The organism is Curtobacterium sp. MCLR17_051 (genome assembly GCF_003234395.1).
In the GTDB taxonomy this organism is placed as follows: domain Bacteria; phylum Actinomycetota; class Actinomycetes; order Actinomycetales; family Microbacteriaceae; genus Curtobacterium; species Curtobacterium flaccumfaciens.
Genome location: NZ_QKTA01000020.1, coordinates 40,348 through 65,122, shown reverse-complemented (window position 1 = coordinate 65,122; position 24,775 = coordinate 40,348). Strand labels below are relative to the sequence as shown.

Below are 24,775 nucleotides of genomic sequence, written 5' to 3'. Positions count from 1 at the left end.
GTGACCTCGCTCGCTCGTGATCGAATGGACCCGTGACCCTGTACCGCGAACGACTCTGGGCCCCGCCCGCCCTCTACCTGGCGACGGCGCTCGTCATCCCCGCCACCCTGCTCGTCTTCCTCCCCATCAGCGTCCTGGCCGGCGTCCTCGTGGCGATCGGGATGGAGCTCGGGGTCCTCGTCCTCCTGTGGGCACTCGCACCCACGATCGAGGTCACCGACACCGAGTTCCGCGCGGGCAAGGCACACCTCCCCCGCACGCTCGTCGGCACGACCGAGGCGTTCGAGGGCGCAGCGGCCACCGAGCAGCGCGGGCCGGCACTCGACGCCCGCGCCTGGACCCTCTTCCGCGGCTACGTGCGCGGGGTCGTCAAGGTCGAGGTGCGCGACGACGCGGACCCGACGCCCTACTGGCTGGTCAGCGTCCGGCACCCGGGCAAGGTCGTCGAGGCGCTGCGGTCCTGACGGACCACGGTCCACGGCCTGGAGGCGCGGCTCGGCCCCGCCTCGCAGCACACGACGAAGGCCCCGCATCCCTGGAGGATGCGGGGCCTTCGCTGATCGTTGCGTCGAGAGCGACGCGGCTGTGCTCGCTAGAGCGAAGCGCACTCCGCGCAGACCGGTCCGAGCTTCGACTCGTGGTCGAGCTGGGAGCGGTGCTTCACGAGGAAGCACTCGACGCAGGTGAACTCATCGACCTGCGGGGGCAGCACCACGACGTCGAGGTCGACGTCGCTGAGGTCCTGCCCGGCGAGTTCGAAGCTGCCGGGGTTGTCGGAATCATCGTCGACGACCCCCGACATCTTGTCGGGAACGCGCTCCTTGAGGGCCTCGATCGACTCTGAGTCAGAGTTGTCGTCGGTCTTCCGGGGGGCGTCGTAATCGGTGGCCATGCCCATCCATTTCTCGTATCGAGAGGTCGTCGCCGGGTGATCGGCGGCGACAGTTTGCACCACGCCCCGCCAGAGCGCAAACCGAGTGCTGCGGCGGGTCGTGCTGGCTGTGCAACCCATGACCGGAACCGGACATTCCCGACACCCGTTGCCGGAGCGCCGCGCGCTCGGGATCGGCCGTGCGGATGTCCGCGGCACGCCCGTGCGCCTCCCCGGAAACCGCCCGTCGTCCCTGCATACTCACGGGGTACGACAGCAGGACCGTACGCGACGCTGGGAAGGCGGAACCATGCAAGACGTGAGAGTCATCGGAGTCGAGTCCGGCGCACTCCTCCTGGCGACCGACGGCGGCACCGAGTTCCGGTTGCCCGTCACGTCGTCGCTGGCAGGCCAGGTGCGCCAGGCGAACCCCGACGCCGGTCCGCAGAAGCGGGTCTCCCCGAAGGACGTCCAGGCGCGCATCCGTGGTGGCGCCGACGCCGCCGACGTGGCCGCCGCGCTCGACGTCGACGTCGAGTACGTCCGCCGCTTCGAGGGCCCGGTCCTCGCCGAGCGGGCCTTCATCCTCGACGCCTCGCACCGTGTGCCGGTCACTCCGGTCGACGACGAGGCCCCCGACACCTTCGGCCCCGCGATCACCGCGAAGCTCGAGGCCGGCGAGGCCACCGCGATCACCTGGGGTTCCTGGAAGCACCCGGAGAGCGGCTGGCAGGTCCGCGTCCGCTACACCGCTGGCGAGGTCGAGCACGACGCCCAGTGGCACTTCGACCCCAAGACCTCGACCCTCGTGCCGGACAACGGTGACGCGCACCGGCTGTCGCACACCGACGACGAGGGCATCGCCCCGCGTCTGCGTGCGGTCGAGTTCGAGCAGCAGGACGACGACGGCACCCGCTTCGACTCCGGCGCCTTCCGCGTCGACGAGCCGGAGCAGCCGGCCGACGAGCCCGAGCCGTCTCAGCACGCGCCGCTCCGTGCACCGCTGCCCCGCATCGGCCAGGCCGCCGTGGAAGAGCGTGCTCCCGGCAACGAGACCGCCGACCTGCTCGAGGCGCTCCGCCGTCGCCGCGGTGAGCGCGAAGCCGCGTCCTTCGGTGAACAGCGCGACGAGCCCGCCCGCGGGACCTCCATCAGCGTCGTCGACATCCCGCTGCAGGGCTTCGAGGACGGCGGCGCGCACGACACCGCACCGCAGTCCGCCGACGCCCGCCCGGCATCGGTGCCGGAGCCCGAGAGCCGGGGCGAACGCAAGAAGCGCAACCGCCGCTCGATGCCGAGCTGGGACGAGATCGTCTTCGGCACCCGCCCGGACGACGACCCCGCCTGATCCCCACGCACACCGGCCGTCGGCACTGCCCCTCGTGAGCACTGACGCCCCTGGTGGGCACCGACGCTCCTAGTGAGCGAAGGCGCCGGCGAGCCGGAGCGGCACGATCGTCTCCTCGTCGGTCATCGCCCCGTGCTGGCCGATCATGCGCTTCGGCGTCTCGTCCTCGCGCAGGGCACGGTCGTCGTTGAACGCCCACGAGCCGCGCGCCACGACGAGCACGTCGCCGATGCGCGGCACCACCTGGTCGGACACCTGCCCGAACCACCCGGCCTCGATCGCTTCGGCACGGCTGGCGACGGACGCCTTCTTGCCGTAGCGGGCCCGGAACGCACCGACCAGGGCTCGGACGTCGGTGCCCGGTGCGACGGTGAGCTGCCGGCAGCGCGGGTCACCCGCGACGCCGACGACGTCGGTGAGCAGCAGCGGGTCGATGGCGATGTTCGCGTGGTCCGGCACGTCGAGCACACCGTGGTCCGCAGTCACCAGGACCCCCACGTCGTCGGCGGTCCGCGCATCGAGGCGGGCGAGTTCCCCGTCGAGCAGCTCGAGGGCAGCCGTCCACCGGTCGGACTGCCAGCCGTACTTGTGCCCGATCGAGTCGAGCTCCGGAACGTACAGGTAGACGAGCGAGCGGCCGGTGGCGGTCTCGGCCAGTGCGGCGTCGACACGCTGCGGGATGGTGTCCGCCGACACGTACCGGGCGCCGCCGAGCACGTTCGCGGTCATCCCGGACGAGCGGTACCGGTCCGGCCCGACGACGACGGGGTCGAGCCCGAGCTCCGTGGCCCGGGTGAACAGGGTCTGCGTCAAGAACCAGTCGGCGGGCACCTCGGTGTCCCAGCCGCCGAGCAGGTTCATCACGGCACCGGTGTCCGGGTTCCAGCCGCTGTACCCGACGACGCCGTGGGTGCCGGGCGAGCGGCCGGTGGTCAGGGTGCTCAGCGCCGCCGCCGTCGTCGTCGGGAACCCGCTCCGCAGCTTCTTCGCGGTGCCGGTGCCCTTCGCACCGGTCAGCCAGCGGGCGTGCCCGGCGCGCGCCGCCAGCGCGGCGGAACCGAGGCCGTCGACCAGCACGACGATCGCCGAGCGGGCGGGGCGGAGGGTGATCCGGGCCTCCAGGCCGTCGTTCCGCAACCACGCGTCGTCCGCAGCGCCGAGCGCCACGAGGCAACTCGGGAAGACGTCGGCGAGGTTCGCGACGGCGTCGGGGGCCGTCGGTACGCTTGTTCCCATCCCACGAGTCTCCCAGACGACTCCGGTTCTCCAGAAAGGTGCCATGGCACGCACGGACGTAGTCGGCCTGCCCGACGGTGAACGCATCGAGGACGTCGACGTCTCCGAGGAGATGCAGGGCTCCTTCCTCGAGTACGCGTACTCCGTCATCTACTCGCGGGCGCTGCCCGACGCCCGCGACGGCCTGAAGCCGGTGCAGCGTCGCATCCTGTACCAGATGGCCGAGATGGGGCTGCGGCCCGACCGCGGACACGTCAAGAGCGCCCGCGTCACCGGCGAGGTGATGGGCAAGCTGCACCCGCACGGCGACGGCGCGATCTACGACGCGCTGGTCCGCATGGCCCAACCGTTCACGATGCGCGTGCCGCTCGTCGACGGCCACGGCAACTTCGGCTCGCTCGACGACGGTCCCGCTGCCGCCCGGTACACCGAGGCGCGGCTCGCCGAACCGTCGATGGCGATGACCGAGGGCCTGGGCGAGGACGTCGTCGACTTCGTCCCGAACTACGACAACCAGATCATGCAGCCGGGCGTGCTGCCGGCGGCGTTCCCGAACCTGCTCGTCAACGGCGCCTCCGGCATCGCGGTCGGCATGGCGACGAACATGGCGCCGCACAACCTCGGCGAAGTCGTCGAGGCCGCGAAGCACCTGCTCATGAACCCGCAGGCCAGCCTCGAAGAGCTCATGGAGTTCGTCCCCGGCCCCGACCTGCCGTCCGGCGGCACGATCGTCGGGCTCTCCGGGGTCCGCGACGCCTACGCCACCGGCCGTGGTTCGTTCCGCACCCGCGCCAAGGTGAGCGTCGAGAACCTCACCCCGCGCAAGGTGGGGCTCGTCGTCACCGAGCTGCCCTACCTGGTCGGCCCCGAACGCGTCATCGAGAAGATCAAGGACGGCGTCCAGTCCAAGAAGCTCGTCGGCATCTCGGACGTCAACGACCTGACCGACCGCAACCACGGGCTCCGGCTCGTCATCGGCATCAAGAGCGGCTTCAACCCCACCGCCGTGCTCGAGCAGCTCTACAAGCACACCCCGCTCGAGGACGGCTTCGGCATCAACAACGTCGCCCTGGTCGGCGGGTCGCCGCGCACCCTCGGGCTCCGTGAGTTGCTCGACGTCTACGTGCAGCACCGGCTCGACGTCGTCACCCGCCGGTCGCAGTACCGGCTGGCACGTCGCAAGGAACGGCTGCACCTCGTCGAGGGCCTGCTCATCGCGATCCTCGACATCGACGAGGTCATCCAGGTCATCCGCACCTCTGACGACTCCGAGGCGGCGCGCAACCGCCTGCGCGACGTCTTCGACCTGTCCGAGGTGCAGGCCGAGTACATCCTCGAGCTGCGCCTGCGCCGGCTGACGAAGTTCTCGCGGATGGAGCTCGAGGCCGAGCGCGACCAGCTGCTCGCCGACATCGCCGCGCTCGAAGAGCTCCTGGCGTCCGACGAACGGCTCCGCGCGCAGGTCGCCCTCGAGCTGACCGAGGTGTCCGACAAGTTCGCGACCCCGCGGCGCACGCTGCTCACCGAGGCCGATGCCCCGGTGAAGGGCGGTCGGAAGGCCGCGGTGGACCCGGAGTCGCTGCAGATCGCCGACTCCCCCTGCCGCGTGCTGCTCTCGACCACCGGACGGCTCATCCGCGTCGACATCCCGACGTCGGAGCTCGGCATCGTCCGCGTGCCGAAGCGCTCGAAGCACGACGCCGTCCGCTCCGCCGTGGTGAGCACGGTGCGGGGGCAGATCGGCGCGATCACCTCGACCGGTCGTGTCCTCCGGCTCTCCCCCGTCGACGTCCCCGCCGTACCGCCCGCCGCGGTCCGGCTCGACGCCGGCGTCCGGGTCACCGACTTCCTGGCGCTCACCAAGGGCGAGACCGTCGTGGCGATCGTCGACCTGTCCGGCGCGTCCTCGGACTCGCTGGCGATCGGCACCGCACACGGCGTCGTCAAGCGCGTCGTGGCGGGTGCGTGGCCCGACAAGCCGGAGTTCGTCGCGATCGGCCTGAAGCCCGGCGACCACGTGGTCGGCGCCGCCCAGGCCCCGGAGTCCGACGACCTCGTGTTCATCAGCTCGAACGCGCAGCTGCTGCGGTTCCCGGCGTCCGTCGTCCGGGCGCAGGGGCTGCCCGCGGGTGGAGTGGCCGGCATGGCCCTCGCCGACGGCGCCTCGGTGATCTGGTTCGGCTCGGTCGCACGCTCCGACGACGCCGTGGTCGCCACGGTGTCCACCACCTCGACCGCCCTGCCCGGCACGGACGCCGGTCGCGCCAAGGTCTCCGCCCTGTCGGAGTTCCCGGCGAAGGGCCGCGCCACCCAGGGTGTCCGGGCGCACGCGTTCCTGAAGGGCGAGGACGGGCTCACCGTGGGCTGGGCCGGCATCGCGCCGCCGCACGCCGTCGGCACGGACGGCGCCGCGCGGACCCTGCCCGACTGGCTGTCGAAGCGTGACGGGTCGGGTGCCCCGCTCGAGGCGGTCATCGGCTCGATCGGCGGCAGCGCCGCGACGCTCGACGGCACCGCCGGCGAGGCGTAGGCGCGCACTGGTTTCGCGCCTGGCGACACCTCACGCCCGTGGGGATGCGTGAGGTGTCGCCCAGCGCGTGAGAATGCAGGGCGCACCGGCCTGGAGGCGCGGGGCGGCCCCGCCACGGGCCTCCCGTCCGCCATCGCGGAAGCGACAGAACCCCGCCGACGTTCGGCGGGGTTCTGTCGCTCTTGCGCCATGGACCGTGCGCGTCGGCCGAGCGGTGTCGCTTTCGCGACGCGCTACGCGTCGATGCGGTCGCGGTCCAGGCCCTCGCCGGCCAGGATGAACTCCTTGCGCGGCGCGACGTCGTTGCCCATGAGCAGCTCGAACACCTTCGCGGCCCCTTCGGCATGGGTCACGTTCACCCGGCGCAGGGTGCGGTGCGCGCGGTCCATCGTGGTCTCCGCGAGCTGGTCGGCGTCCATCTCACCGAGGCCCTTGTACCGTTGGATCGGCTCCTGGTACTTCTTGCCCGTCTTCTCGAGCTTCTTCAGCACCGTCTGCAGCTCCTGTTCGGAGTACGTGTAGAGCGTGTCGTTCGGCTTGCCGCGGTTCACCACGACGACCCGGTGCAGCGGCGGCACGGCGGCGAAGACCCGGCCCTGTTCGATCATCGGCCGCATGTACCGGAAGAACAGCGTCAGCAGCAGCGTGCGGATGTGGGCGCCGTCGACGTCGGCGTCCGACATGATGATGATCTTGCCGTAGCGGGCCTGGTCGATGTCGAACGTGCGGCCCGAACCGGCGCCGATGACCTGGATGATCGACGCGCACTCGACGTTCGAGAGCATGTCCGACACGGACGCCTTCTGCACGTTCAGGATCTTGCCGCGGATCGGCAGCAGCGCCTGGTACTCGCTGTTGCGGGCGAGCTTCGCGGTGCCCAGCGCCGAGTCACCCTCGACGATGAAGAGCTCCGTGCCCTCGGTCTCCTGCGAGCGGCAGTCGGCGAGCTTCGTCGGCAGCGAGGAGTTCTCGAGCGCGTTCTTGCGGCGCTGCGTCTCCTTGTGGGCCCGCGCCGAGATGCGGGTCTTCATCTCGGACACGACCTTCTCGAGCAGGGCCGCCGACTGTGCCTTCTCGGTGCGCTGCGTCGACGTGAGGATCTCGGTGATGCGCTTCGACACCACCTGGTCGACGATCTTCCGGACCGCCGGGGTGCCGAGGATCTCCTTCGTCTGCCCCTCGAACTGCGGCTCGGGCAACCGCACGGTCAGCACCGCGGTCATGCCGGCGAGGACGTCGTCCTTGTCGAGCTTGTCCTGCCCGACCTTGAGCTTGCGCGCGTTCGCCTCGACCTGGGCACGGACGGCCTTGACGACGCCCGACTCGAACCCGGCCTGGTGCGTGCCGCCCTTCGGCGTCGCGATGATGTTGACGAAGCTGCGGAACACGGTCTCGTAACCACTGCCCCAGCGGAGCGCCAGGTCGACCTCGCACTCGCGCTCGACCGAGGTGGAGACCATGTGACCCTTGTCGTCGAGCATCGGCACGGTCTCGGTGAAGGTGCCGGTCCCCTGCACACGCCAGACGTCGGTGAGGGGGCTGTCGACGGCGAGGTGCTCGACGAACTCGCCGATCCCGCCCTCGTACCGGAAGCGCTCGACCACCGGCCCGGCGGCCACGGTGGTACCCGTCGCCTCGGCCCGGGCGGCAGCGGCGTCGATCGACGCCGCGCGCTCGTCGGTGATGGTGATGCCGAGCCCGGGCACGAGGAACGCGGTCTGCCGTGCACGGGTGACCAGGTCGTCGGTGCTGAACCGGGCGTCGGCGGTGAAGATCTGGCGGTCCGCCCAGTAGCGGATCCGGGAGCCGGTGACACCCTTCTTGACCTTGCGCACCACACGCAGCTCGCTGCCCGAGGTGAAGGGCGCGAACGGAGCGTCCGGGCCGATGCCCTTGCTGTCGTCGAAGATGCCCGGCTCGCCGCGGTGGAACGACATGGCGTAGGTCTTGCCGCCCCGGTCGACCTCGACGTCGAGGCGCTCCGACAGCGCGTTCACGACCGAGGCGCCGACACCGTGCAGGCCACCCGAGGCCGCGTACGACCCCGAGCCGAACTTGCCGCCGGCGTGCAGCTTGGTGAACACGACCTCGACCCCGGTGAGGCCCGTCTTCGGTTCGACGTCGACGGGGATGCCCCGGGCGGTGTCCCGGACCTCGACCGAGCCGTCGGCGTGCAGCACGACACCGATCTCGTCACCGTGCCCCGCGAGGGCTTCGTCGACCGAGTTGTCGATGATCTCCCACAGGCAGTGCATGAGGCCCCGGGAGTCCGTCGAGCCGATGTACATGCCCGGCCGCTTCCGGACCGCCTCGAGCCCTTCGAGGACGGAGAGATGGCGTGCGGAGTAGTCGGAGCTCACCGTCGGAGTTTACCGAGCGGCACCGACAGCACCGTGTGGACACTCGCACTGGGGCCAAGCGATCCGCGCTGAGCGAAACAGGGCCCGACAATGCGTCGCTCTCAGGCATCACGTGTTGAAATGGTGCAACCACCCGGCACCACCTGCGATCCGTGAGGAGCACAGCAATGACCCAGACCGTGCAGGACCCCTCCATCGACGAAGTCAGCAACCACCAGCTGACCGCCGCCGACCGTTGCGACAGCTGCGGGGCGCAGGCCTACATCCGAGCCACCATGTCGAGCGGCGAGCTCTACTTCTGCGCCCACCACGGCGCCGAGTTCAAGGACAAGCTCGCGGCGACCGCCATCGAGTGGCACGACGAGAGCAGCCGACTCTACGAGTCGAAGTAGTCGCGACCGACACACGGACAGGAGGCGCGGTGCCAGCTGGCACCGCGCCTCCTGTCTGTCTGCAGCCCGGTTCAGAACTCGCGGTTCAGTGACCAGGCCACCCCGCGGTAGCTGTTCGGGCCCCAGATGCCGTCGATCGGCCCGCTGTACCTGCCGTGGGCGGTCGCCCATCGCTGCAGTGCCCTGACGACCTCGGGGCTCTCCCAGTTGTGCAGGTCGCCGGCGCGGAAGTACCCGCCCTTCGCGAGCTGCTCGGAGACACCCGTCCAGGAGTTCGGCCCCATCACTCCGTCGATCGGGCCCTTGTAGCCGTAGTACCCGGCCATGCTCCCGAGGCACTGGAGCCGCTTGTAGAAGATCGTCCCCGGAACCCCGTCGAACTCGGTCGTGGTCGTCGGCACCGAGCTGCAGGCCGAACCGATGCGGGGTGTCGCGGCCTCAGCCGGAGCTGTCTGGACGACGGCCCCGGCAGTGGTGATTGCCACGACGAGTGCGCCGACCAGGGCGAGGACGGATTTGTTGGTGAGCATAAAGCCTCCTTTGTCGGCTTCCAACATTCCACATCCTGCATGCGATCGGTCCACCTTGGCAACTGTTGCCACCGCATCGGAGACGACGAAGACCGGGCCCCGTCGGGACCCGGCCTTCTGCTTCGTGCGTCAGGCGATGCGCTTGAACGCCTTGTCGACGTAGCGATCGACCGTGGCGCGCGCTTCGCGTGCGTAGCGGTCGATGGTCGCCGTGCGCTCGGCGTCCGGTGCGTACTCGCGGCCGAGGCGCGCAGTCGCTGCGGCGAGGACGCCGTCGGTCAGCTGCGGGTTGAGCGGCAGGACCGGGCCCTGGGTGTGCGTGCCGAAGGAGTTCCCGACGATCGCGCCCTCGACCGGGGAGCCGGCCTGGTTGCCGCCGCCGGAGACGACGTCGGCGAAGGGTGTGACCCCGGCTGCGAGCTCGATGCGGGTGGCGTGGTCCTCGAAGCCCGCGAGACGCTTCGGTGCTCCGGGGAGCAGCGGGTACCGGGTCTCGAGGACGAAGTAGTTCACGCGGCGCTCGGCACCGCGGACTGCTCGAGCGTCGAACACGCCGAAGCCGGCGACCGGCGCACCCTCGGTCGGCACGACCTCGTTCGTCGCGAGGTCGAACCCACCGCCGACGGCGAGCACCGGCACACCATCGGTCGCGAACGCGCGGAGAGCGCCACCGATGCGTGTGACGTCGTCGCCCAGGGAACGCATCGCGCTGAGCGGACCGTTGCCGATGACGACGACGTCCGCCGTGGTCGGCAGGTCGTCACCGGGCGCGTACTCGAGGACCTGGGTCTCGATGTCCGCGGCGGCCGCACGGCGGACCAGCGCCGCGACGTTGCCACGGTCGCCCGAGACGCCCATCTGCCGGGGGTAGACGTGCAGGATCGTCAGCCGATCGGCCGTCATGCGGTCTTCTCCATGTCCGGGTGGCCGAGGGCCTTGCGGGCGATCATCATGATCTCGTAGTTGACGATGAAGTTCTTCGTCCCGCGGGTCGTCGAGCCGAGCTGCTCCATGTGCTTGATGGCCGCTTCGACGTCGGGCTCGACCCGGCCGATGCGGACACCGGCGTGCTCGAGCGCGATCGCGATCTGCCACGCCTTGTCACCGGAGACGACGTCCACGTGGTCGAGCTTCGAGAAGTCGATGTCGTAGATCCAGGAGATGTCGGGCGTGCCCTCGTCGATCGCCATGAGGACCTGCTCGGGCTGGTCCGGCAGGGCGTCGAGGTTGAGCTGCAGGCTCGCGGCGTTCTTGAACATCGTGAACTCGGCGGACTCGCCCGCGATGGGCAGTCGCTCACCGCGGCCGTACGCGGGCTTCATCGTGCCGAAGGCCTTGGTCACGGCATCGGCGCGGAACTGCGCGCCGAGGGCCGCACTCGCCGTCGCGGTGGCTGCAGCGGCGTCGACCGCGTAGTGCAGGCCGCGGGCGGGCAGCCGGACCGGGATCTCGGCGCCGTCGAAACGGATCGTCGCGCCGTCGCCCGTGTGGGCCACGACCTCGGCGTCGGCAGTGTGCTGGGCACGGTCACCGGCGTCGAACGAGTCGGCGTTCTGCAGACCGTTCGGCGCTGCGGCGATGACCTCGTCGCTCGCACCGAACCGCAGGACACGCTGCCCGGGGGTACCGGAGTAGCCGTCGAGGAACTGGTCGTCGTGGTTGGTGATGACGTTCGCCGTCGACAGTGCGGCGGTGTCGAGCATCATCGTCGCCACGCGCTCGGTCTCGAAGAACCGGTACAGCTGGTCGACCTGCACGTTGAGCATCGTCACCGTCGAGGGCGACAGGATGCCGGCGAGCTCGACCGCGAAGGCCTCGTCGACCTCGAGGATGCCGATGTCCGCCTTCAGGCGACCGGTCAGCGAGACCTCGGACAGCAGGGCCGACGCGATGCCCTGCGGCAGGTTCGCGCCGGACGGGTTCGTGAAGACCCGCAGCCCGTGGGCCCGCACGATGTCGGAGATCATGTGCGTGGTCGTCGACTTGCCGTTCGAGCCGAGCACGAAGACGACGCCGTTCGGGAACTGCTTCGTCACGTGCTGCAGGAAGTCCGGCACGAGCTTCAGGACGATGAACCCCGGGTAGGCGGATCCGCCGCCCCGCGCACGAGCGAGGGCACGGAGGATCCGCCCGATCAGGATCGGGATGAAGAAGCGCATGCCGGCTTACTCGAGGTAGTCGCGCAGCGACTGCGACCGCGACGGGTGGCGGAGCTTCGCCATCGTCTTGGACTCGATCTGGCGGATGCGCTCACGCGTCACGCCGAACGTGTCACCGATCTGGTCGAGGGTCTTCGGCTGGCCGTCACCGAGGCCGAAGCGCATGCGGATGACGCCCGCCTCGCGCTCGGACAGGGAGTCGAGCAGGCTCTCGAGCTGCTTCTGCAGCATCGTGAAGCCCACCGCGTCGGCCGGCACGACCGCCTCGGTGTCCTCGATGAGGTCACCGAACTCCGAGTCGCCGTCCTCGCCCAGGGGCGTGTGCAGCGAGATCGGCTCGCGGCCGTACTTCTGGACCTCGACGACCTTCTCCGGGGTCATGTCGAGCTCGCGGGCGAGCTCTTCCGGAGTGGGTTCGCGACCGAGGTCCTGCAGCATCTGCCGCTGGACGCGGGCGAGCTTGTTGATGACCTCGACCATGTGCACCGGGATGCGGATGGTGCGGGCCTGGTCGGCCATGGCGCGGGTGATTGCCTGACGGATCCACCACGTCGCGTAGGTCGAGAACTTGAAGCCCTTGGTGTAGTCGAACTTCTCGACCGCACGGATCAGGCCCAGGTTGCCTTCCTGGATGAGGTCGAGGAACTGCATGCCACGACCGGTGTAGCGCTTCGCGAGCGAGACGACCAGGCGGAGGTTCGCACCGAGCAGGTGCGACTTCGCACGCTGACCGTCACGGGCGACCCAGCGCAGTTCACGCTCGGCGGGCTTCGAGAGCCCCGTCGCGTGCTGCAGCTTGTCCTCGGCGAACAGGCCGGCCTCGATGCGCATCGCGAGCTCGACCTCCTGCTCGGCGTTGAGCAGGGCGACCTTGCCGATCTGCTTCAGGTAGTCCTTCACCGGGTCGGCGGTGGCACCCGTGATGGTCGTCGAGTAGACCGGCGCCTCGTCGTCGTCGGTCTGCGAGATGACGAGCGCACCGGCGGCGACCGCGGCAGCGGCGTCCGGCTTGGCCGTCTTGTCGTCGGTGTCGTCGGCCTCGTCGGTCGGCTCCTCGACGGGCTCGTCGGAGGCGATCGCCTCGTCGACGGCGTCGGTCTTCTTCGCCTTGGGCGCCGCCTTCTTGGCGGGCGCCTTCTTGGCGGGGGCCTTCGTGGCGCGCTTCTTCGGCGCTGCGGTGCCCTCGGTGTCCGTGGCGTCCTCTGCCACAGCGCCCTCGGGCTCGGTGTCCTTCGTGGGATCGATCGTCGTGCTCCGGGCAGCCATGCGATCACCTCTCTCGTCGTGCCACGTTCGTGGGGTCGTGGCCTCCCTCGCCGCCCAGGTCCCGCGCCGCAGTCCCCCGCGTCGTACGAGTCCTACCGTTCCGGGCAGCACTAGGACCCATGTCAAGTCCCCCGAGTTCACCGGCGCACCGAAGTGTTCCGACAGACAGGGGTCCCGAACGGGTCCGTGATCATTATTGCACGTGCCGCTTCCGCAGGCGTGCAACGAGTGCAACCCAGAGTGGCCCGACGCGTATTCCCTCTTCCGAGTGCAGCACCCGGCGGGTCCGACGGCGGGCGTGCAGGAGCATCCCAACGCCGAAACCGACCACGACGTACTGCACCGTGAGGGCGATCCGGAAGTTCTCCCAGGCGAACACCTCGGTGCCCGAAGCCCGCGCAGCGACGTCGAGGACGACGCCGATCAGGTACATCATCACGAAGGCCGCCAGGAAGCCGCCGACGTTCACGACACCGTTCGCCGAGCCGAGCGATCCGACCGGGTTGAAGGTCCGAGCGAAGTCGAAGCCGATCAGGGAACCGGGCCCACCGATCCCCATCGCGACGACGAGCAGCACGAGCAACCACGTCGGCGGGTGCCCGGGCCAGAGCAGGATCGCCGTCCAGAGCACCGCGAGCAGGACGACCACGCCGAGCACCAGGTTCGACCGGCGCATCGGGAACCGTGCGCAGAGCACACCGAGCACCGGACCGGCGACGAACCCGACGACCACGATGATCGTGAGGAACCCGGCAGCCTCACCCGGGGAGTACCCGAGCCCCCGGAGCATCGGCACGCCCCACAGCAGCGAGAACACCGTGCCCGAGGACTGCGTGACGTAGTGCGACCAGAACCCGAGCTGCGTGCCCGGGCGCCGGAGCGCGTGACCGAAGGTGCTGAACGCGGCACCCCACGAGTGCGGCAGCGGGATCGTGTCCGTCCGCACCGGCACCGGACCGTTCCGCACGAAGACCGCGGCGAGCACCAGGCCGACAGCGCTAGCCGCGGCCGCGACGCCGAACGCCGGGGTCCAGCCCACCGTGTGCAGGAGCACCGCGAAGGGGAACGCCGACAGGATCTGGCCGATCTGCCCGAGGTTGCCCGTCCACTGCGAGATCTGCGGCAGGATCCGGCCGCTGAACCACATCGGCACCAGGCGGATCACCGAGATGAAGGTCATCGCGTCACCGGCACCGACGAGCACCCGCCCCGCGATCGCCGGCCCGATCGACGGGGACACCGCGACGATCGCCTGTCCGACGACCAGCAGCGCGGCGCCGAGGAGCACCAGCCGGCGCGGGCCCACGCGGTCGAGGGCGATCCCCACCGGGATCTGCAGCCCCGCGTAGACGGCGATCTGCACGACGGCGAGAGTCGAGAGGACGGCGGCGGAGACGGCGAACCGGTCCTGCGCGTCGACACCGGACACCCCGAGCGAGGACCGCTGCACCACGGCGAGGACGTACGCGAGGACCGCGACGCCCCAGATCAGGAAGGCACGACGGGAGTTCACCGGACCAGGCTACCGACGCGTCCCCGCGTCGATGCGCGACGAGCGTCGTCGAGGTGCGTCACGTCGTGCGGGCGACCGGAGGACGGCCTGGAGGCGCGGCGCGGGGCCGCCACGGGCCTCCAGGCCGCCCTGTGGGGACGTCCGGATCCCGCGACGGTCAGTCGGTCGCGTCGCCCTGGGTGCGCCGGTCGGCGAGGAAGCGCTCGAGCTCGGCCGCGATGGCGTCGGCGGTCGGCACCTCGCCGTCGACGCCGGTGAGCGGCGACGCGACGGGGTTCCCCTCCATGTACGTGTCGTGCCGCTCCTCGAGCACGGAGACCAGGCGCTGCAGCTCGGGGTTGCCGGCCACCTGCTCCTCGACACGGGTGAGGAACTCGCGACCCGACTCGCGCAGCGCGTCCGTCGGGAAGATGAGCCCGGTCGCGGCGGCGATGCCGGACAACGCCGCGACGGCCGCGTCGGGGAACTCGGTGTCGGACAGGTAGTGCGGCACGAGCAACACGAGCCCGGTGACCTGCGCGCCGGTCTCGGCGAGGCGGTGCTCGACCAGGTGCAGGACGTTCGCCGGTGCCTGGGTCTCGGGCTTCCAGACGCTCATCTGCTCGACGAGGTCCGCCCGGGTGCCGGAGACGGTCAGGCTGATCGGACGGGTGTGCGGGACCGGCATCGGGATGGACTGCACCCACGTGGTGTCGGCGACCTGCAGGTCGGCGGCGAGCCCGGTGACGGCGCGGACGAAGCGGTTCCACTGGAAGTCCGGCTCGTAGCCCGACAGGAACAGGAACGGCTGGCCGATCTCGTCGCGCACCAGGTGCAGGGCCAGACGGGGCGGCTCGACGGCGCTGATGTGGTCGTGCTCGAAGGTGATGACCGGCCGACGGGCCCGCCAGTCGAGCAGCACGTCCGGGTCGAACTCGGCGACGAGCTCGGTGTCGAGGTCCTCGAGGATCGAGTTCGTCACCTGCGCGACGGCCGATCCGGCATCGGCGAAGCCGGTCAGCCCGGCGATCAGGTGCAACCCTGCTGGCACGGTCGGGGCGTCCGCGTCGAACGTGTAGAGCTCCTCGGGGTGGTTCACCGTCCCCATGCTAGGCGGGGCCTCCGACGTCCCCGGTGCGCGACAACCACGCCGACAGCGAACAGGCCGTCGGTAGGGTTGGAGCATGGTCCGACCGACGCTCTCCACCACCAGTTCACCCCCCGAGACCACCACCGCCGACGTGCTCGTCGTCGGGGTCCGCCCGGGCTCGTCCGGCGAGGCCGACAGCCCCGCCGTGCTCGCCCCCACCGCCCTCGGCACGCTCGACGCCCTCGCCGGCCTCGACCTCGCCGCGATCGGGGTCACCGGCGCGAAGGACCAGCTCGTCCGCCTGCCCGCCACCGGCGTCGGTGCGAAGTCGGTCGCGCTGATCGGGCTCGGCTCCGCCACGGGTGCCGCGGCGATCCGCGCTGCGGCCGGCAGCGCCGTGCGACAGCTCCCCCGCGTCGACTCGATCACGCTCGCCCTGCCCACCGACTCCGCCGAGCTCGTCGACGCCGCCCTCGAGGGCTCGGCGCTCGGCGCCTACGCCTTCACCCGGCACAAGGGCACCGGCACCAAGGCCCCGGCCCGCGGCGACCAGCGCATCGAGGTCGTCGCCCCCGCCGACGTCGCAGCCGACGCCGCCGTGCGCCCCGCGATCGTCGCCGACGCCGCGTCGCTCGTGCGCGACCTCGTGAACACCGCCGCGGGCGACCTCGGGCCGCAGGACGTCGCCGACGTCGCGACCGGGTTCGCCTCGGACCTGCCGCTCACCGTCGAGGTCCTCGACGAGCAGGCGCTCGAGGAGCAGGGCTTCGGCGGCATCCTCGGTGTCGGCCGCGGTTCGGCGCGTCCCCCGCGCCTGGTCGTCGTCCGGTACGCGCCGGAGTCCGCCACGAAGCACCTCGCCCTCGTGGGCAAGGGCATCACCTTCGACTCGGGCGGCCTCTCGCTCAAGCCCGCGGCGTCGATGCTCGGCATGAAGACCGACATGACCGGTGCCGCCACGGTGCTCGCCGCGACCGTCGCCGCCGCCCGCCTGGGGCTGAACGTGCGCGTGACCGCGTGGCTCGCCCTCGCCGAGAACATGCCCTCCGGCACCGCGACTCGCCCGGGCGACGTCCTGACGCTGAAGAACGGCACCACGGTCGAGGTCACGAACACCGACGCCGAGGGCCGCCTGGTGCTCGGCGACGGGATGGCCGCTGCCTCGCTTGAGCAGCCCGACGCGCTCGTCGACGTCGCCACGCTGACCGGCGCCCAGGTCGTCGCGCTCGGCGACCGCACCACCGGCCTGATGGGCAGCGACGACCTCGTCGCGAAGGTCCGCGCCGTCGCCGAGGGCGTCTCGGAGCCGATCTGGCCGATGCCGCTGCCCGAGGAGCTCGAGGCCCGGCTGTCCAGCGACGTCGCCGACATCGTCAACGCCACGGTCGGCAACCCGGCCGGTGGCATGCTGCTCGCGGGCAAGTTCCTCGAGCGCTTCGCCGGCGAGGGTGTCCCCTGGGCGCACCTCGACATCGCCGGTCCGTCGGAGAACAAGGGCGGCGGGTACGCCTGGTTGGGCAAGGGTGCGACGGGCGTGATGGTCCGGACGCTCATCGCTCTCGCAGAAGACCTCCAGTCCGAGTAGTAGGTTTGGTACCGGTGGGAACGGCGCACCGACGCGCCTCCCACCGGTACTGCACGGGACGGGACCGGAACCACGCGGTCCGACCGTCGGACGCCGCCCTCCGCGGTGTCCACGTAGGGCCCGATCGGCCCGACACGCACGAGGGAGTTGCACCAGGTGACGGAACAGACTTACGACGTCGTTGTCCTCGGTGGCGGGAGTGGTGGGTACGCCGCTGCGCTCCGGGCCGCCGAACTCGGCATGAGCGTCGCGCTCATCGAGGGCGACAAGCTCGGAGGGACGTGCCTGCACCGCGGCTGCATCCCGACCAAGGCGCTGCTGCACGCCGCGGAGATCGCCGACGGCACGCGTGACGCCGAGAAGTACGGCGTGATCGCGGAGTTCGCCGGTGTCGACGTGCCCAAGGTCATCGACTACCAGCAGGGCGTCATCAACTCCAAGTACAAGGGCCTGCAGGGCCTGATCAAGGCCCGCGGCATCACCGTGGTCGAGGGCTGGGGTCGTCTGACCTCGCAGAACACCGTGCAGGTCGGCGACCAGACCGTCACCGGCAAGAACATCGTGCTCGCGACCGGCTCCTACTCGAAGTCCCTGCCGGGGCTCGAGATCGGCGGCCGCGTGATCACCAGCGAGACCGCGCTCCGCATGGACTACGTCCCGAACAAGGTCGTCATCCTGGGCGGCGGCGTCATCGGCGTCGAGTTCGCCAGCGTCTGGAAGTCCTTCGGGGCCGAGGTCACCATCGTCGAGGGCCTGCCGCACCTGGTCCCCGCCGAGGATGAGTCGATGTCGAAGCAGCTCGAGCGTGCGTTCCGCAAGCGCGGCATCGAGTTCTCGCTCGGTGTCCGGTTCCAGGGCGTCGAGCAGCACGAGAACGGCGTCGTCGTCACGCTGGAGGACGGCAAGACCTTCGACGGTGACGTCCTGCTCGTCGCCGTCGGCCGTGGCCCGGTCACGCAGAACGTCGGCTACGACGAGGTCGGCGTGGCGATGGACCGCGGGTTCGTCACCACGAACGAGCGTCTCGCCACCAACATCCCGAACGTCTACGCCGTCGGCGACATCGTCCCCGGTCTGCAGCTCGCGCACCGCGGCTTCCAGCAGGGCATCTTCGTCGCCGAGGAGATCGCCGGCCTCAACCCGGTGGTCATCGAGGACAAGAACATCCCGAAGATCACCTACTCCGACCCCGAGGTCGCGTCGGTCGGGCTCTCGCAGGCCAAGGCCGAGGAGCAGTACGGCGCCGACAAGGTCGACTCGTACGAGTACAACCTGGCCGGCAACGGCAAGAGCCACATCATCGGGACGTCCGGCTCCGTCAAGGTCGTGCGCGTCGTGGACGGCCCCGTCGTCGGCGTCAGCATGATCGGTGCCCGCGTCGGCGAGCTCATCGGCGAAGCCCAGCTCGCCGTGAACTGGGAGGCCTACCCGGAGGACATCGCTCCCCTGGTGCACGGTCACCCGACCCAGAACGAAGCCCTCGGCGAGGCGTTCCTGCACCTCGCGGGCAAGCCGCTGCACGCGCTGTGACCGGCACCGGCCGCACTGTGCCAATGACATCAACAACCACTGCAATCCCCCGCGAAGAGGAGTCCACCCGATGAGCGAATCCGTCAACCTCCCGGCGCTCGGCGAGAGCGTCACCGAGGGCACGGTGACCCGATGGCTGAAGAACGTCGGTGACCGGGTCGAGGTCGACGAGCCGCTGCTCGAGGTCTCGACCGACAAGGTCGACACCGAGATCCCGTCGCCGATCGCCGGCGTCGTCGAGGAGATCCTCGTTCCCGAGGACGAGACCGTCGAGGTCGGCACCGCCCTCGTGAAGATCGGTGACGGCTCCGGCTCGTCCGACGGCGGTTCGGACTCGTCCGAGTCCGGCGCCGACGACGCGAACGCCGCCGCTGCCGACGCCGAGGAGCCCGAGGCCGCTCCGAGCACGGAGCAGGAGGCCGAGACCCCCGCACCCGAGCCCACCGAGCCCGAGCCGGCCCCCGCCGGCCAGACGCAGCCCGCCGCCCCGCAGGCACCGTCCGCCCCGCCCGCGGCAGCGCCGGTCCCGGCCGCCGCTCCGGTCCCGCCGCCCGCAGCCGCTCCGCCGGCAGCCGTGCCGGCCCAGGCCGCTCCGGCTCCGGCGTCCGCGCCGAGCACCACGGCCGCCGCTGCGGTGCCGAACCCCACGCAGGACGGCGCAGCCTCGGGCTACGTCACCCCGCTGGTGCGCAAGCTCGCCAACGAGCAGGGTGTGGATCTGTCCACGGTCACCGGGTCCGGTGTCGGGGGGCGCATCCGCAAGGAGGACGTCCTCGCCGCCGCTGCGAAGGCCCCGGCCGCCTCGGCAGCAGCAGCACCCGCCGCCGCGTCCGGCCCGTTCGTCGCCGAGGTCTCGCCGCTGCGCGGCACCCGCGAGAAGATGACCCGCCTGCGCAAGGTGGTCGCCGAGCGTGCCGTGCAGTCGATGACCTCGACCGCACAGCTCACGAGCGTCGTCGAGGTCGACGTCACGAAGGTGGCGCAGTTCCGCGACGCCCACAAGGCGGAGTTCCTCGAGAAGACCGGCTCGAAGCTCTCCTTCATGCCCTTCTTCGCCCTCGCGGCGTCCGAGGCGCTGAAGGCCCACCCGAAGATCAACTCCACGGTCGAGGGCGACGAGATCGTCTACCCGGAGTCCGAGAACGTCTCCATCGCGGTGGACACCGAGCGCGGCCTGCTGACCCCGGTGATCAAGGACGCGGCCTCGCTGGACCTGGCGCAGTTCTCGAAGTCCATCGCGGACCTCGCCGAGCGCACCCGGAACAACCAGCTCAAGCCCGACGAGCTGGCTGGCGGCACGTTCACGCTGACCAACACCGGTTCGCGTGGCGCGCTGTTCGACACCCCCGTGGTGTTCCTGCCGCAGTCGGCGATCCTCGGCACCGGCATCGTCACGAAGCGTCCGGCGGTCGTGAAGGTCGACGGCCAGGAGGCCATCGCCATCCGCTCGTTCGTCTACCTGGCGCTGTCGTACGACCACCGGATCATCGACGGTGCGGATGCCTCGCGGTACCTCGTCGCGGTGAAGAACCGTCTCGAAGAGGGCAACTTCGCTCCGAACCTCGGGTACTGATCCCAGCAGCACGGCCGACGGCCCCGGTTCCCCTCGTGGGAACCGGGGCCGTTCCCGTTCCGGGGCGGGTTCGGGGTCATCCGCCGCCGAGCAGGGTCAGGGCGGCGACCACCGACCCGACGGCAACGACGAGCCCCACGAGCACGCGGCGGAGCGGGAGCCGTCGGTCGGCTCCGAGCGGGACGCCGTGCTCGACCACGTCCCGCAGGCGCTCGAGCAGTCCGTCCTGCCCGTCCGATGTCGGCGGTTCGGCGAACACGAGGTCGCTCGGCACAGGGGTCCAGCGGAACGGCCGGGGCGCGGCGGTGCCGTGGACGACGTCGAGTGCCGTTCGTGCGCTCGGTCCGTCACCGTCGGGGGCGTCCTGCAGCGCGTCGAGCACCGGTTGCTGAGCGGGATCGGCCGGGTCGACGCGGTCCCACACCGTCCGGGCTGCGAGCACGAGGGTGCGGGTCGCGTCGGTCGAGTGCGCGATGCGCGTCGGGGGTGCGGTGCGCGTCGGGGTCCTGGCGTTGGTTTGGTTCATCGGGTTCGTCGGGGTCGTCGGGTTCGTCGCGTTCGTCGGGCGGTCGCAGAGCACGACGGCACCGGAATCGTCCACCAGCACGTCGTCGATGCCGGCTGTACCGAGCAGGACCGCGCCGTCGTGCACCGCCACCAGGAGCTCCAGGAGCGGGACCGTCAGCGTCACCGCGACGCCGGTGGTCGGGGTGCCGAGCCGGTCGAGCGCCGCCACGAGCGGTGTGCCGGTCGGCCGGTCGAGGTCGACCACGAGATGCCCCGTCGGGGTCCGACCGACCGCGGCCACCGGGACGAGGTGCCGCTCGGCGGCCGCGGAGCGGTCGGCGACCCAGCTGAGCACGTCGTGCTCGTTGCCGGTCGCGATCCAGCGATCCAGGTGGTCTTCGGTGCTCGTCTCCATGGTGACCAGCGTGGCGGTGGCGCGGCGGGCCTCCAGGCTCTCCCGCACCACCTGTGGACAAGACGTGTTCGCGCACAGCCGGACACGCGACGGTCTCCCCCGGCGCACGGAGGCCGTATCCTGTTCGCATGGCACGCAGCTCTTCCACAGACAAGAAGGCGAAGGAGCCGGGGCGTCTCAAGCAGATGTTCCAGGTCTTCCAGATGACCCGAAAGGCCGAACCGTCGTCGGTCTGGTGGTTCGCCCTCGCCTTCGTCGGCCCGGTCGTCCTCGGTGTCCTGCTGGCGCTGCTCCTGCCGGGGCAGAACTGGCTCGCGATCGTCCTGTGGATCGTCGCCGGTGTGCTGCTCGGTGTGCTGCTCTTCCTCATCGTGCTCGGTCGTCTGGCCGAACGCGCCGCGTACTCGCAGATCGAAGGCCAGCCCGGCGCCGTCGGTGCCGTGCTGTCGAACTCGCTCCGTCGCCAGTGGCGCTCGAGCGAGATGCCGGTCGCGGTGCACGGTCGCTCGCAGGCAGCGGTCTACCGCGCCGTGGGTCGCCCGGGCGTCGTCCTGATCACCGAGGGCCAGCGTGGCAACCTCAACCGCCAGGTCGACGAGGAGCGCCGCAAGGTGCAGCGCATCGTCCCGAACGTCGCCGTGCACGTGCTGCACGTGGGTGACGGCACCGGTGAGAGCCTGACGCTGCACAAGCTGCCCCGTGCCATGAACAAGCTCAAGAAGTCGCTGAACCGCAACGAGGTCCTGGCGGTCGCGAACCGTCTCGACTCGCTGACGCAGAGCCCCGCGGCCTCGATCCCGAAGGGCATGGACCCGATGCGGGCTCGCGCCGGACGGCCGCGCTGACCCAGGCTCCACACGCACGAGAACGCCCCCGACCAGATCTGGTCGGGGGCGTTCTCGTGTGTGCGTGGAGTGCCGGCGGGGGCGGGGTGTTCGCGAAGCACGCACCGTGCGACCTTCGCTGAACCGTGCGAGGTCATCGGCTCGGTGCGGGACTCCGACCGCGCACGGGGCGTGCGAAGGCGCACCCGATGAGCAACCTCGCACGGTGCGACGGCGCGGCACCGGCCCTGGACCGTGCGAGGTTGCCAGCTCGGTGCGGGACTCCGACGGCGCACGGGGCGTGCCTGCTCGCACCCGATGAGCAACCCCGCACGGTGCGAGGGGGATCGGCGGAGGCCCGGCGCGCAACCTCGCACGGTGCGAGGGCGCGGCCCCGGCCCTGAACCGTGCGAGGTTGTCGGCTCCGTGCGGGACTCCGACGGCGCACGGGGCGGGCAAACTCGCACCCGATGAGCAACCTCGCACGGTGCGAGGGCGAGCGGCGCATGCCCGGCGCCCTACCTCGCACGGTGCGAGGGCGAGCGGCGCATGCCCGGCGCCCTACCTCGCACGGTGCGAGGGCGAGCGGCGCATGCCCGGCGCCCTACCTCGCACGGTGCGAGGGCGAGCGGCGCATGCCCGGCGCCCTACCTCGCACGGTGCGAGGGCGAGCGGCGCATGCCCGGCGCCCTACCTCGCACGGTGCGAGGGCGAGCGGCGCATGCCCGGCGCCCTACCTCGCACGGTGCGAGGGCGAGCGGCTGAGCCCTGCACGATGCGCGGTTGCGTACTCGGTGCGAAGGGACGGAGCACGCACGGAGTACGCAACCTCGCACCCGATGAGCAACCTCGCACGGTGCCGACGGCCACGACTCGCGCGCCGCACTCGCACCCGCGGCCGACGCGATCAGCGGCGGACGAGCACCGTCCCCGCGATGCGGTCGTGCGCACCACGGCTGTCGCGGTCGATGATGAGCGCCGGGACCACCAGGCAGAGCAGCACCGTCCGGAGGATCGGCCGCCGCACCCCCACGTAGCCTCCACGCATCGGGACGACCCGGAGTCCGACGCAGATGTGCCCGAACGACCCGGACAGCAGGCAGATGAACACGATCTGCAGCACGGCGAAGATGGCGATCTGGACCCAGGAGTGCGCGATGTCGCCCGAACCGTTCACCGGCGACCAGACCCCGGTGACGTAGGCGACCAGGTCAGCAAGTGCGCCGTCGATCAGGAGCGCGACGACCCGCCGACCGATCCGCCCGACACTCCGGGGCCCGGACTCGGGCAGACCGAGGTCCTTGCCCGGCCATCCGTCCGGGTGCTCGGAGGGCGCGGACGGACTGGGGGTGCTGCGGGCCATGGTCCCCAGCGTAGGCGACCGCCCGGGCGTAACACGCCCGAAACAAACCAGTCATGTCCGGGAAACCCCGTGTCAATAGCCTCGTCGGAGGTGCCTTGACCGGTGCCTCCGACATCACCCAACCCATTGGAGATCGGCCCCATGTTCAGCGATTCCTCCGAGGTCCTGGCCTTCATCAAGGACACCGACGTCAAGTTCCTCGACATCCGCTTCACGGACCTGCCCGGTGTGCAGCAGCACTTCAACATCCCGGCATCCACCGTCGACGAGGACTTCTTCTCGGTCGGCCAGCTGTTCGACGGCTCCTCCATCCGCGGCTTCGCGTCGATCCACGAGTCCGACATGCAGCTGATCCCCGATGTCACCACGGCGTACGTCGACCAGTTCCGCGCCGAGCGCACGCTCATCATGATCTTCGACATCTACAACCCGCGGAACGGCGAGATCTACGGCCGCGACCCGCGCCAGGTGGCGAAGAAGGCCGAGAAGTACCTCGCGTCGACGGGCATCGCGGACACCGCGTTCTTCGCCCCCGAGGCCGAGTTCTACATCTTCGACGACGTCCGCTACTCGGTCACGCAGAACGAGTCCTTCTACGCGGTCGACTCCGAAGAGGGCGCCTGGAACACCGGTCGTGACGAAGAGGGCGGCAACCTCGCCAACAAGACCCCGTACAAGGGTGGCTACTTCCCCGTGTCGCCGGTCGACAAGACCGCCGACCTGCGCGACGACATCACCCTCAAGCTGATCGACGCGGGCTTCGAGCTCGAGCGCTCGCACCACGAGGTGGGCACCGGCGGCCAGCAGGAGATCAACTACAAGTTCGACACGATGGTCCATGCCGCGGACGACATCCTGAAGTTCAAGTACATCGTCAAGAACACGGCCGACCAGTGGGGCAAGGTCGCCACGTTCATGCCGAAGCCGCTCTTCGGGGACAACGGCTCGGGCATGCACACCCACCAGTCGCTCTGGTCGGACGGCAAGCCGCTCTTCTACGACGAGAACGGCTACGGCGGTCTGTCGGACCTCGCCCGCTGGTACATCGGCGGCATCCTGAAGCACGCCTCGGCGCTGCTCGCCTTCACCAACCCGTCGATCAACTCGTACCACCGTCTGGTCAAGGGCTTCGAGGCTCCGGTCAACCTGGTCTACTCGGCCGGCAACCGCTCGGCGGCGATCCGCATCCCGATCACGGGCACCAACCCGAAGGCCAAGCGCATCGAGTTCCGCGCGCCTGACGCCTCCGGCAACCCGTACCTCGCCTTCGCCGCGCAGCTGATGGCGGGCCTCGACGGCATCCAGAACCGCATCGAGCCGCACGAGCCGGTCGACAAGGACCTCTACGAGCTCCCGCCCGAGGAGGCCAAGGGCATCCCCCAGGTCCCCGGCTCCCTCGACGAGGCGCTCGACGCGCTCGAGGCGGACCACGAGTTCCTCACGAAGGGCAACGTCTTCACCGAGGACCTCATCCAGACCTGGATCGACTACAAGCGTGAGAACGAGATCCTCCCGCTGGCCCAGCGCCCGCACCCGTTCGAGTACGAGCTGTACTTCGGCGTCTGAGTCTCGCTGACACCACACGAAGGGCCCCGCACCGTCAGGTGCGGGGCCCTTCGTGCGTATGCCAAAGCGACAGTGCGCTGTCGGCCAGGGCGCTGGCACCCGCGAGAGCGACAGAACGCCGCGAACGTTCCGCGGGAT

20 protein-coding genes are annotated in these 24,775 nt (G+C 70.5%); 9 read left to right on the top strand and 11 right to left on the bottom strand.

Annotated elements, in window-relative coordinates:
* Nucleotides 1-32 precede the first annotated feature (32 nt).
* Nucleotides 33-464, top strand: coding sequence for a DUF3093 domain-containing protein (locus DEJ06_RS15245; protein ID WP_110859581.1), 432 nt, complete (start codon nucleotides 33-35; stop codon nucleotides 462-464).
* Between the two features lie 128 nt (nucleotides 465-592).
* Here the strand turns inward: DEJ06_RS15245 and DEJ06_RS15240 are convergent, their stop codons facing one another.
* Nucleotides 593-892, bottom strand: coding sequence for a DUF4193 domain-containing protein (locus DEJ06_RS15240; protein WP_017886098.1), 300 nt, complete (start codon nucleotides 890-892; stop codon nucleotides 593-595).
* A gap of 298 nt (nucleotides 893-1,190) precedes the next feature.
* Here DEJ06_RS15240 and sepH point away from each other — a divergent pair, with 298 nt between their 5' ends.
* On the top strand, nucleotides 1,191-2,219 hold the full coding sequence (sepH, locus tag DEJ06_RS15235) for a septation protein SepH (protein ID WP_181436891.1): 1,029 nt from the start codon (nucleotides 1,191-1,193) through the stop codon (nucleotides 2,217-2,219).
* A 69-nt stretch (nucleotides 2,220-2,288) separates the two neighbouring features.
* Here the strand turns inward: sepH and DEJ06_RS15230 are convergent, their stop codons facing one another.
* A complete protein-coding gene (locus tag DEJ06_RS15230) occupies nucleotides 2,289-3,455 on the bottom strand; it encodes an alkaline phosphatase family protein (protein ID WP_181436890.1) in 1,167 nt (388 codons plus the stop codon).
* A 43-nt stretch (nucleotides 3,456-3,498) separates the two neighbouring features.
* Here DEJ06_RS15230 and DEJ06_RS15225 point away from each other — a divergent pair, with 43 nt between their 5' ends.
* Nucleotides 3,499-5,985 carry a DNA topoisomerase (ATP-hydrolyzing) subunit A gene (locus tag DEJ06_RS15225; RefSeq protein ID WP_110863934.1) on the top strand — a complete coding sequence of 829 codons (2,487 nt, stop codon included), beginning with the start codon at nucleotides 3,499-3,501 and terminating at the stop codon, nucleotides 5,983-5,985.
* A gap of 233 nt (nucleotides 5,986-6,218) precedes the next feature.
* Here DEJ06_RS15225 and DEJ06_RS15220 read toward each other — a convergent pair whose 3' ends face one another.
* Nucleotides 6,219-8,345, bottom strand: coding sequence for a type IIA DNA topoisomerase subunit B (locus DEJ06_RS15220; protein WP_111039875.1), 2,127 nt, complete (start codon nucleotides 8,343-8,345; stop codon nucleotides 6,219-6,221).
* 167 nt (nucleotides 8,346-8,512) lie between these two features.
* On the opposite strand from DEJ06_RS15220, the gene DEJ06_RS15215 reads away from it, so the two are divergent.
* Nucleotides 8,513-8,737: a hypothetical protein gene (locus tag DEJ06_RS15215; protein WP_017886093.1), complete on the top strand. Its 225-nt coding sequence runs from the start codon at nucleotides 8,513-8,515 to the stop codon at nucleotides 8,735-8,737.
* 71 nt (nucleotides 8,738-8,808) lie between these two features.
* Here DEJ06_RS15215 and DEJ06_RS15210 read toward each other — a convergent pair whose 3' ends face one another.
* The 6 genes from DEJ06_RS15210 to DEJ06_RS15185 form a co-directional block, all read right to left on the bottom strand.
* Nucleotides 8,809-9,267 carry a peptidoglycan-binding protein gene (locus DEJ06_RS15210; protein WP_111039874.1) on the bottom strand — a complete coding sequence of 153 codons (459 nt, stop codon included), beginning with the start codon at nucleotides 9,265-9,267 and terminating at the stop codon, nucleotides 8,809-8,811.
* Between the two features lie 129 nt (nucleotides 9,268-9,396).
* Nucleotides 9,397-10,170, bottom strand: a complete 774-nt coding sequence (locus tag DEJ06_RS15205) for a type 1 glutamine amidotransferase (RefSeq protein ID WP_111039873.1) — start codon at nucleotides 10,168-10,170, stop codon at nucleotides 9,397-9,399.
* Nucleotides 10,167-11,426, bottom strand: a complete 1,260-nt coding sequence (locus tag DEJ06_RS15200) for a MurT ligase domain-containing protein (protein ID WP_017886091.1) — start codon at nucleotides 11,424-11,426, stop codon at nucleotides 10,167-10,169. The genes DEJ06_RS15205 and DEJ06_RS15200 overlap by 4 nt, the downstream gene beginning before the upstream one ends.
* 6 nt (nucleotides 11,427-11,432) lie before the next feature.
* Entirely contained in the window at nucleotides 11,433-12,692 is a 1,260-nt protein-coding gene (locus DEJ06_RS15195; protein ID WP_027465462.1) for an RNA polymerase sigma factor, read from the bottom strand.
* A 193-nt stretch (nucleotides 12,693-12,885) separates the two neighbouring features.
* Nucleotides 12,886-14,205 (bottom strand): nitrate/nitrite transporter, encoded by a 1,320-nt coding sequence (locus DEJ06_RS15190; protein ID WP_071403956.1) that lies wholly within the window; start codon nucleotides 14,203-14,205, stop codon nucleotides 12,886-12,888.
* Nucleotides 14,206-14,362: 157 nt separating this feature from the next.
* Complete coding sequence (locus DEJ06_RS15185) at nucleotides 14,363-15,292, bottom strand: proteasome assembly chaperone family protein (RefSeq protein WP_027465460.1); 930 nt, start codon at nucleotides 15,290-15,292, stop codon at nucleotides 14,363-14,365.
* A gap of 76 nt (nucleotides 15,293-15,368) precedes the next feature.
* On the opposite strand from DEJ06_RS15185, the gene DEJ06_RS15180 reads away from it, so the two are divergent.
* The 3 genes from DEJ06_RS15180 to sucB all read left to right on the top strand — a co-directional run bounded on the left by DEJ06_RS15180 (nucleotide 15,369) and on the right by sucB (nucleotide 19,962).
* Entirely contained in the window at nucleotides 15,369-16,859 is a 1,491-nt protein-coding gene (locus tag DEJ06_RS15180) for a leucyl aminopeptidase (RefSeq protein WP_111039872.1), read from the top strand.
* A gap of 156 nt (nucleotides 16,860-17,015) precedes the next feature.
* Nucleotides 17,016-18,389, top strand: a complete 1,374-nt coding sequence (lpdA, locus tag DEJ06_RS15175; RefSeq protein ID WP_027465458.1) for a dihydrolipoyl dehydrogenase — start codon at nucleotides 17,016-17,018, stop codon at nucleotides 18,387-18,389.
* A 70-nt stretch (nucleotides 18,390-18,459) separates the two neighbouring features.
* On the top strand, nucleotides 18,460-19,962 hold the full coding sequence (sucB, locus tag DEJ06_RS15170; protein WP_111039871.1) for a 2-oxoglutarate dehydrogenase, E2 component, dihydrolipoamide succinyltransferase: 1,503 nt from the start codon (nucleotides 18,460-18,462) through the stop codon (nucleotides 19,960-19,962).
* Between the two features lie 76 nt (nucleotides 19,963-20,038).
* Here the strand turns inward: sucB and DEJ06_RS15165 are convergent, their stop codons facing one another.
* Nucleotides 20,039-20,884 (bottom strand): hypothetical protein, encoded by an 846-nt coding sequence (locus DEJ06_RS15165; RefSeq protein WP_146245883.1) that lies wholly within the window; start codon nucleotides 20,882-20,884, stop codon nucleotides 20,039-20,041.
* 128 nt (nucleotides 20,885-21,012) lie between these two features.
* Between DEJ06_RS15165 and DEJ06_RS15160 the strand changes: the two genes are divergently transcribed.
* The gene (locus DEJ06_RS15160; protein ID WP_111039869.1) at nucleotides 21,013-21,729 is read left to right on the top strand and encodes a DUF4191 domain-containing protein; all 717 of its coding nucleotides are present in this window, start codon (nucleotides 21,013-21,015) and stop codon (nucleotides 21,727-21,729) included.
* Nucleotides 21,730-22,615: 886 nt separating this feature from the next.
* Here the strand turns inward: DEJ06_RS15160 and DEJ06_RS15155 are convergent.
* A complete protein-coding gene (locus DEJ06_RS15155) occupies nucleotides 22,616-23,071 on the bottom strand; it encodes an RDD family protein (protein WP_111039868.1) in 456 nt (151 codons plus the stop codon).
* Nucleotides 23,072-23,212: 141 nt separating this feature from the next.
* On the opposite strand from DEJ06_RS15155, the gene glnA reads away from it, so the two are divergent.
* Complete coding sequence (gene glnA, locus DEJ06_RS15150) at nucleotides 23,213-24,637, top strand: type I glutamate--ammonia ligase (RefSeq protein WP_027465453.1); 1,425 nt, start codon at nucleotides 23,213-23,215, stop codon at nucleotides 24,635-24,637.
* Nucleotides 24,638-24,775: the final 138 nt, after the last annotated feature.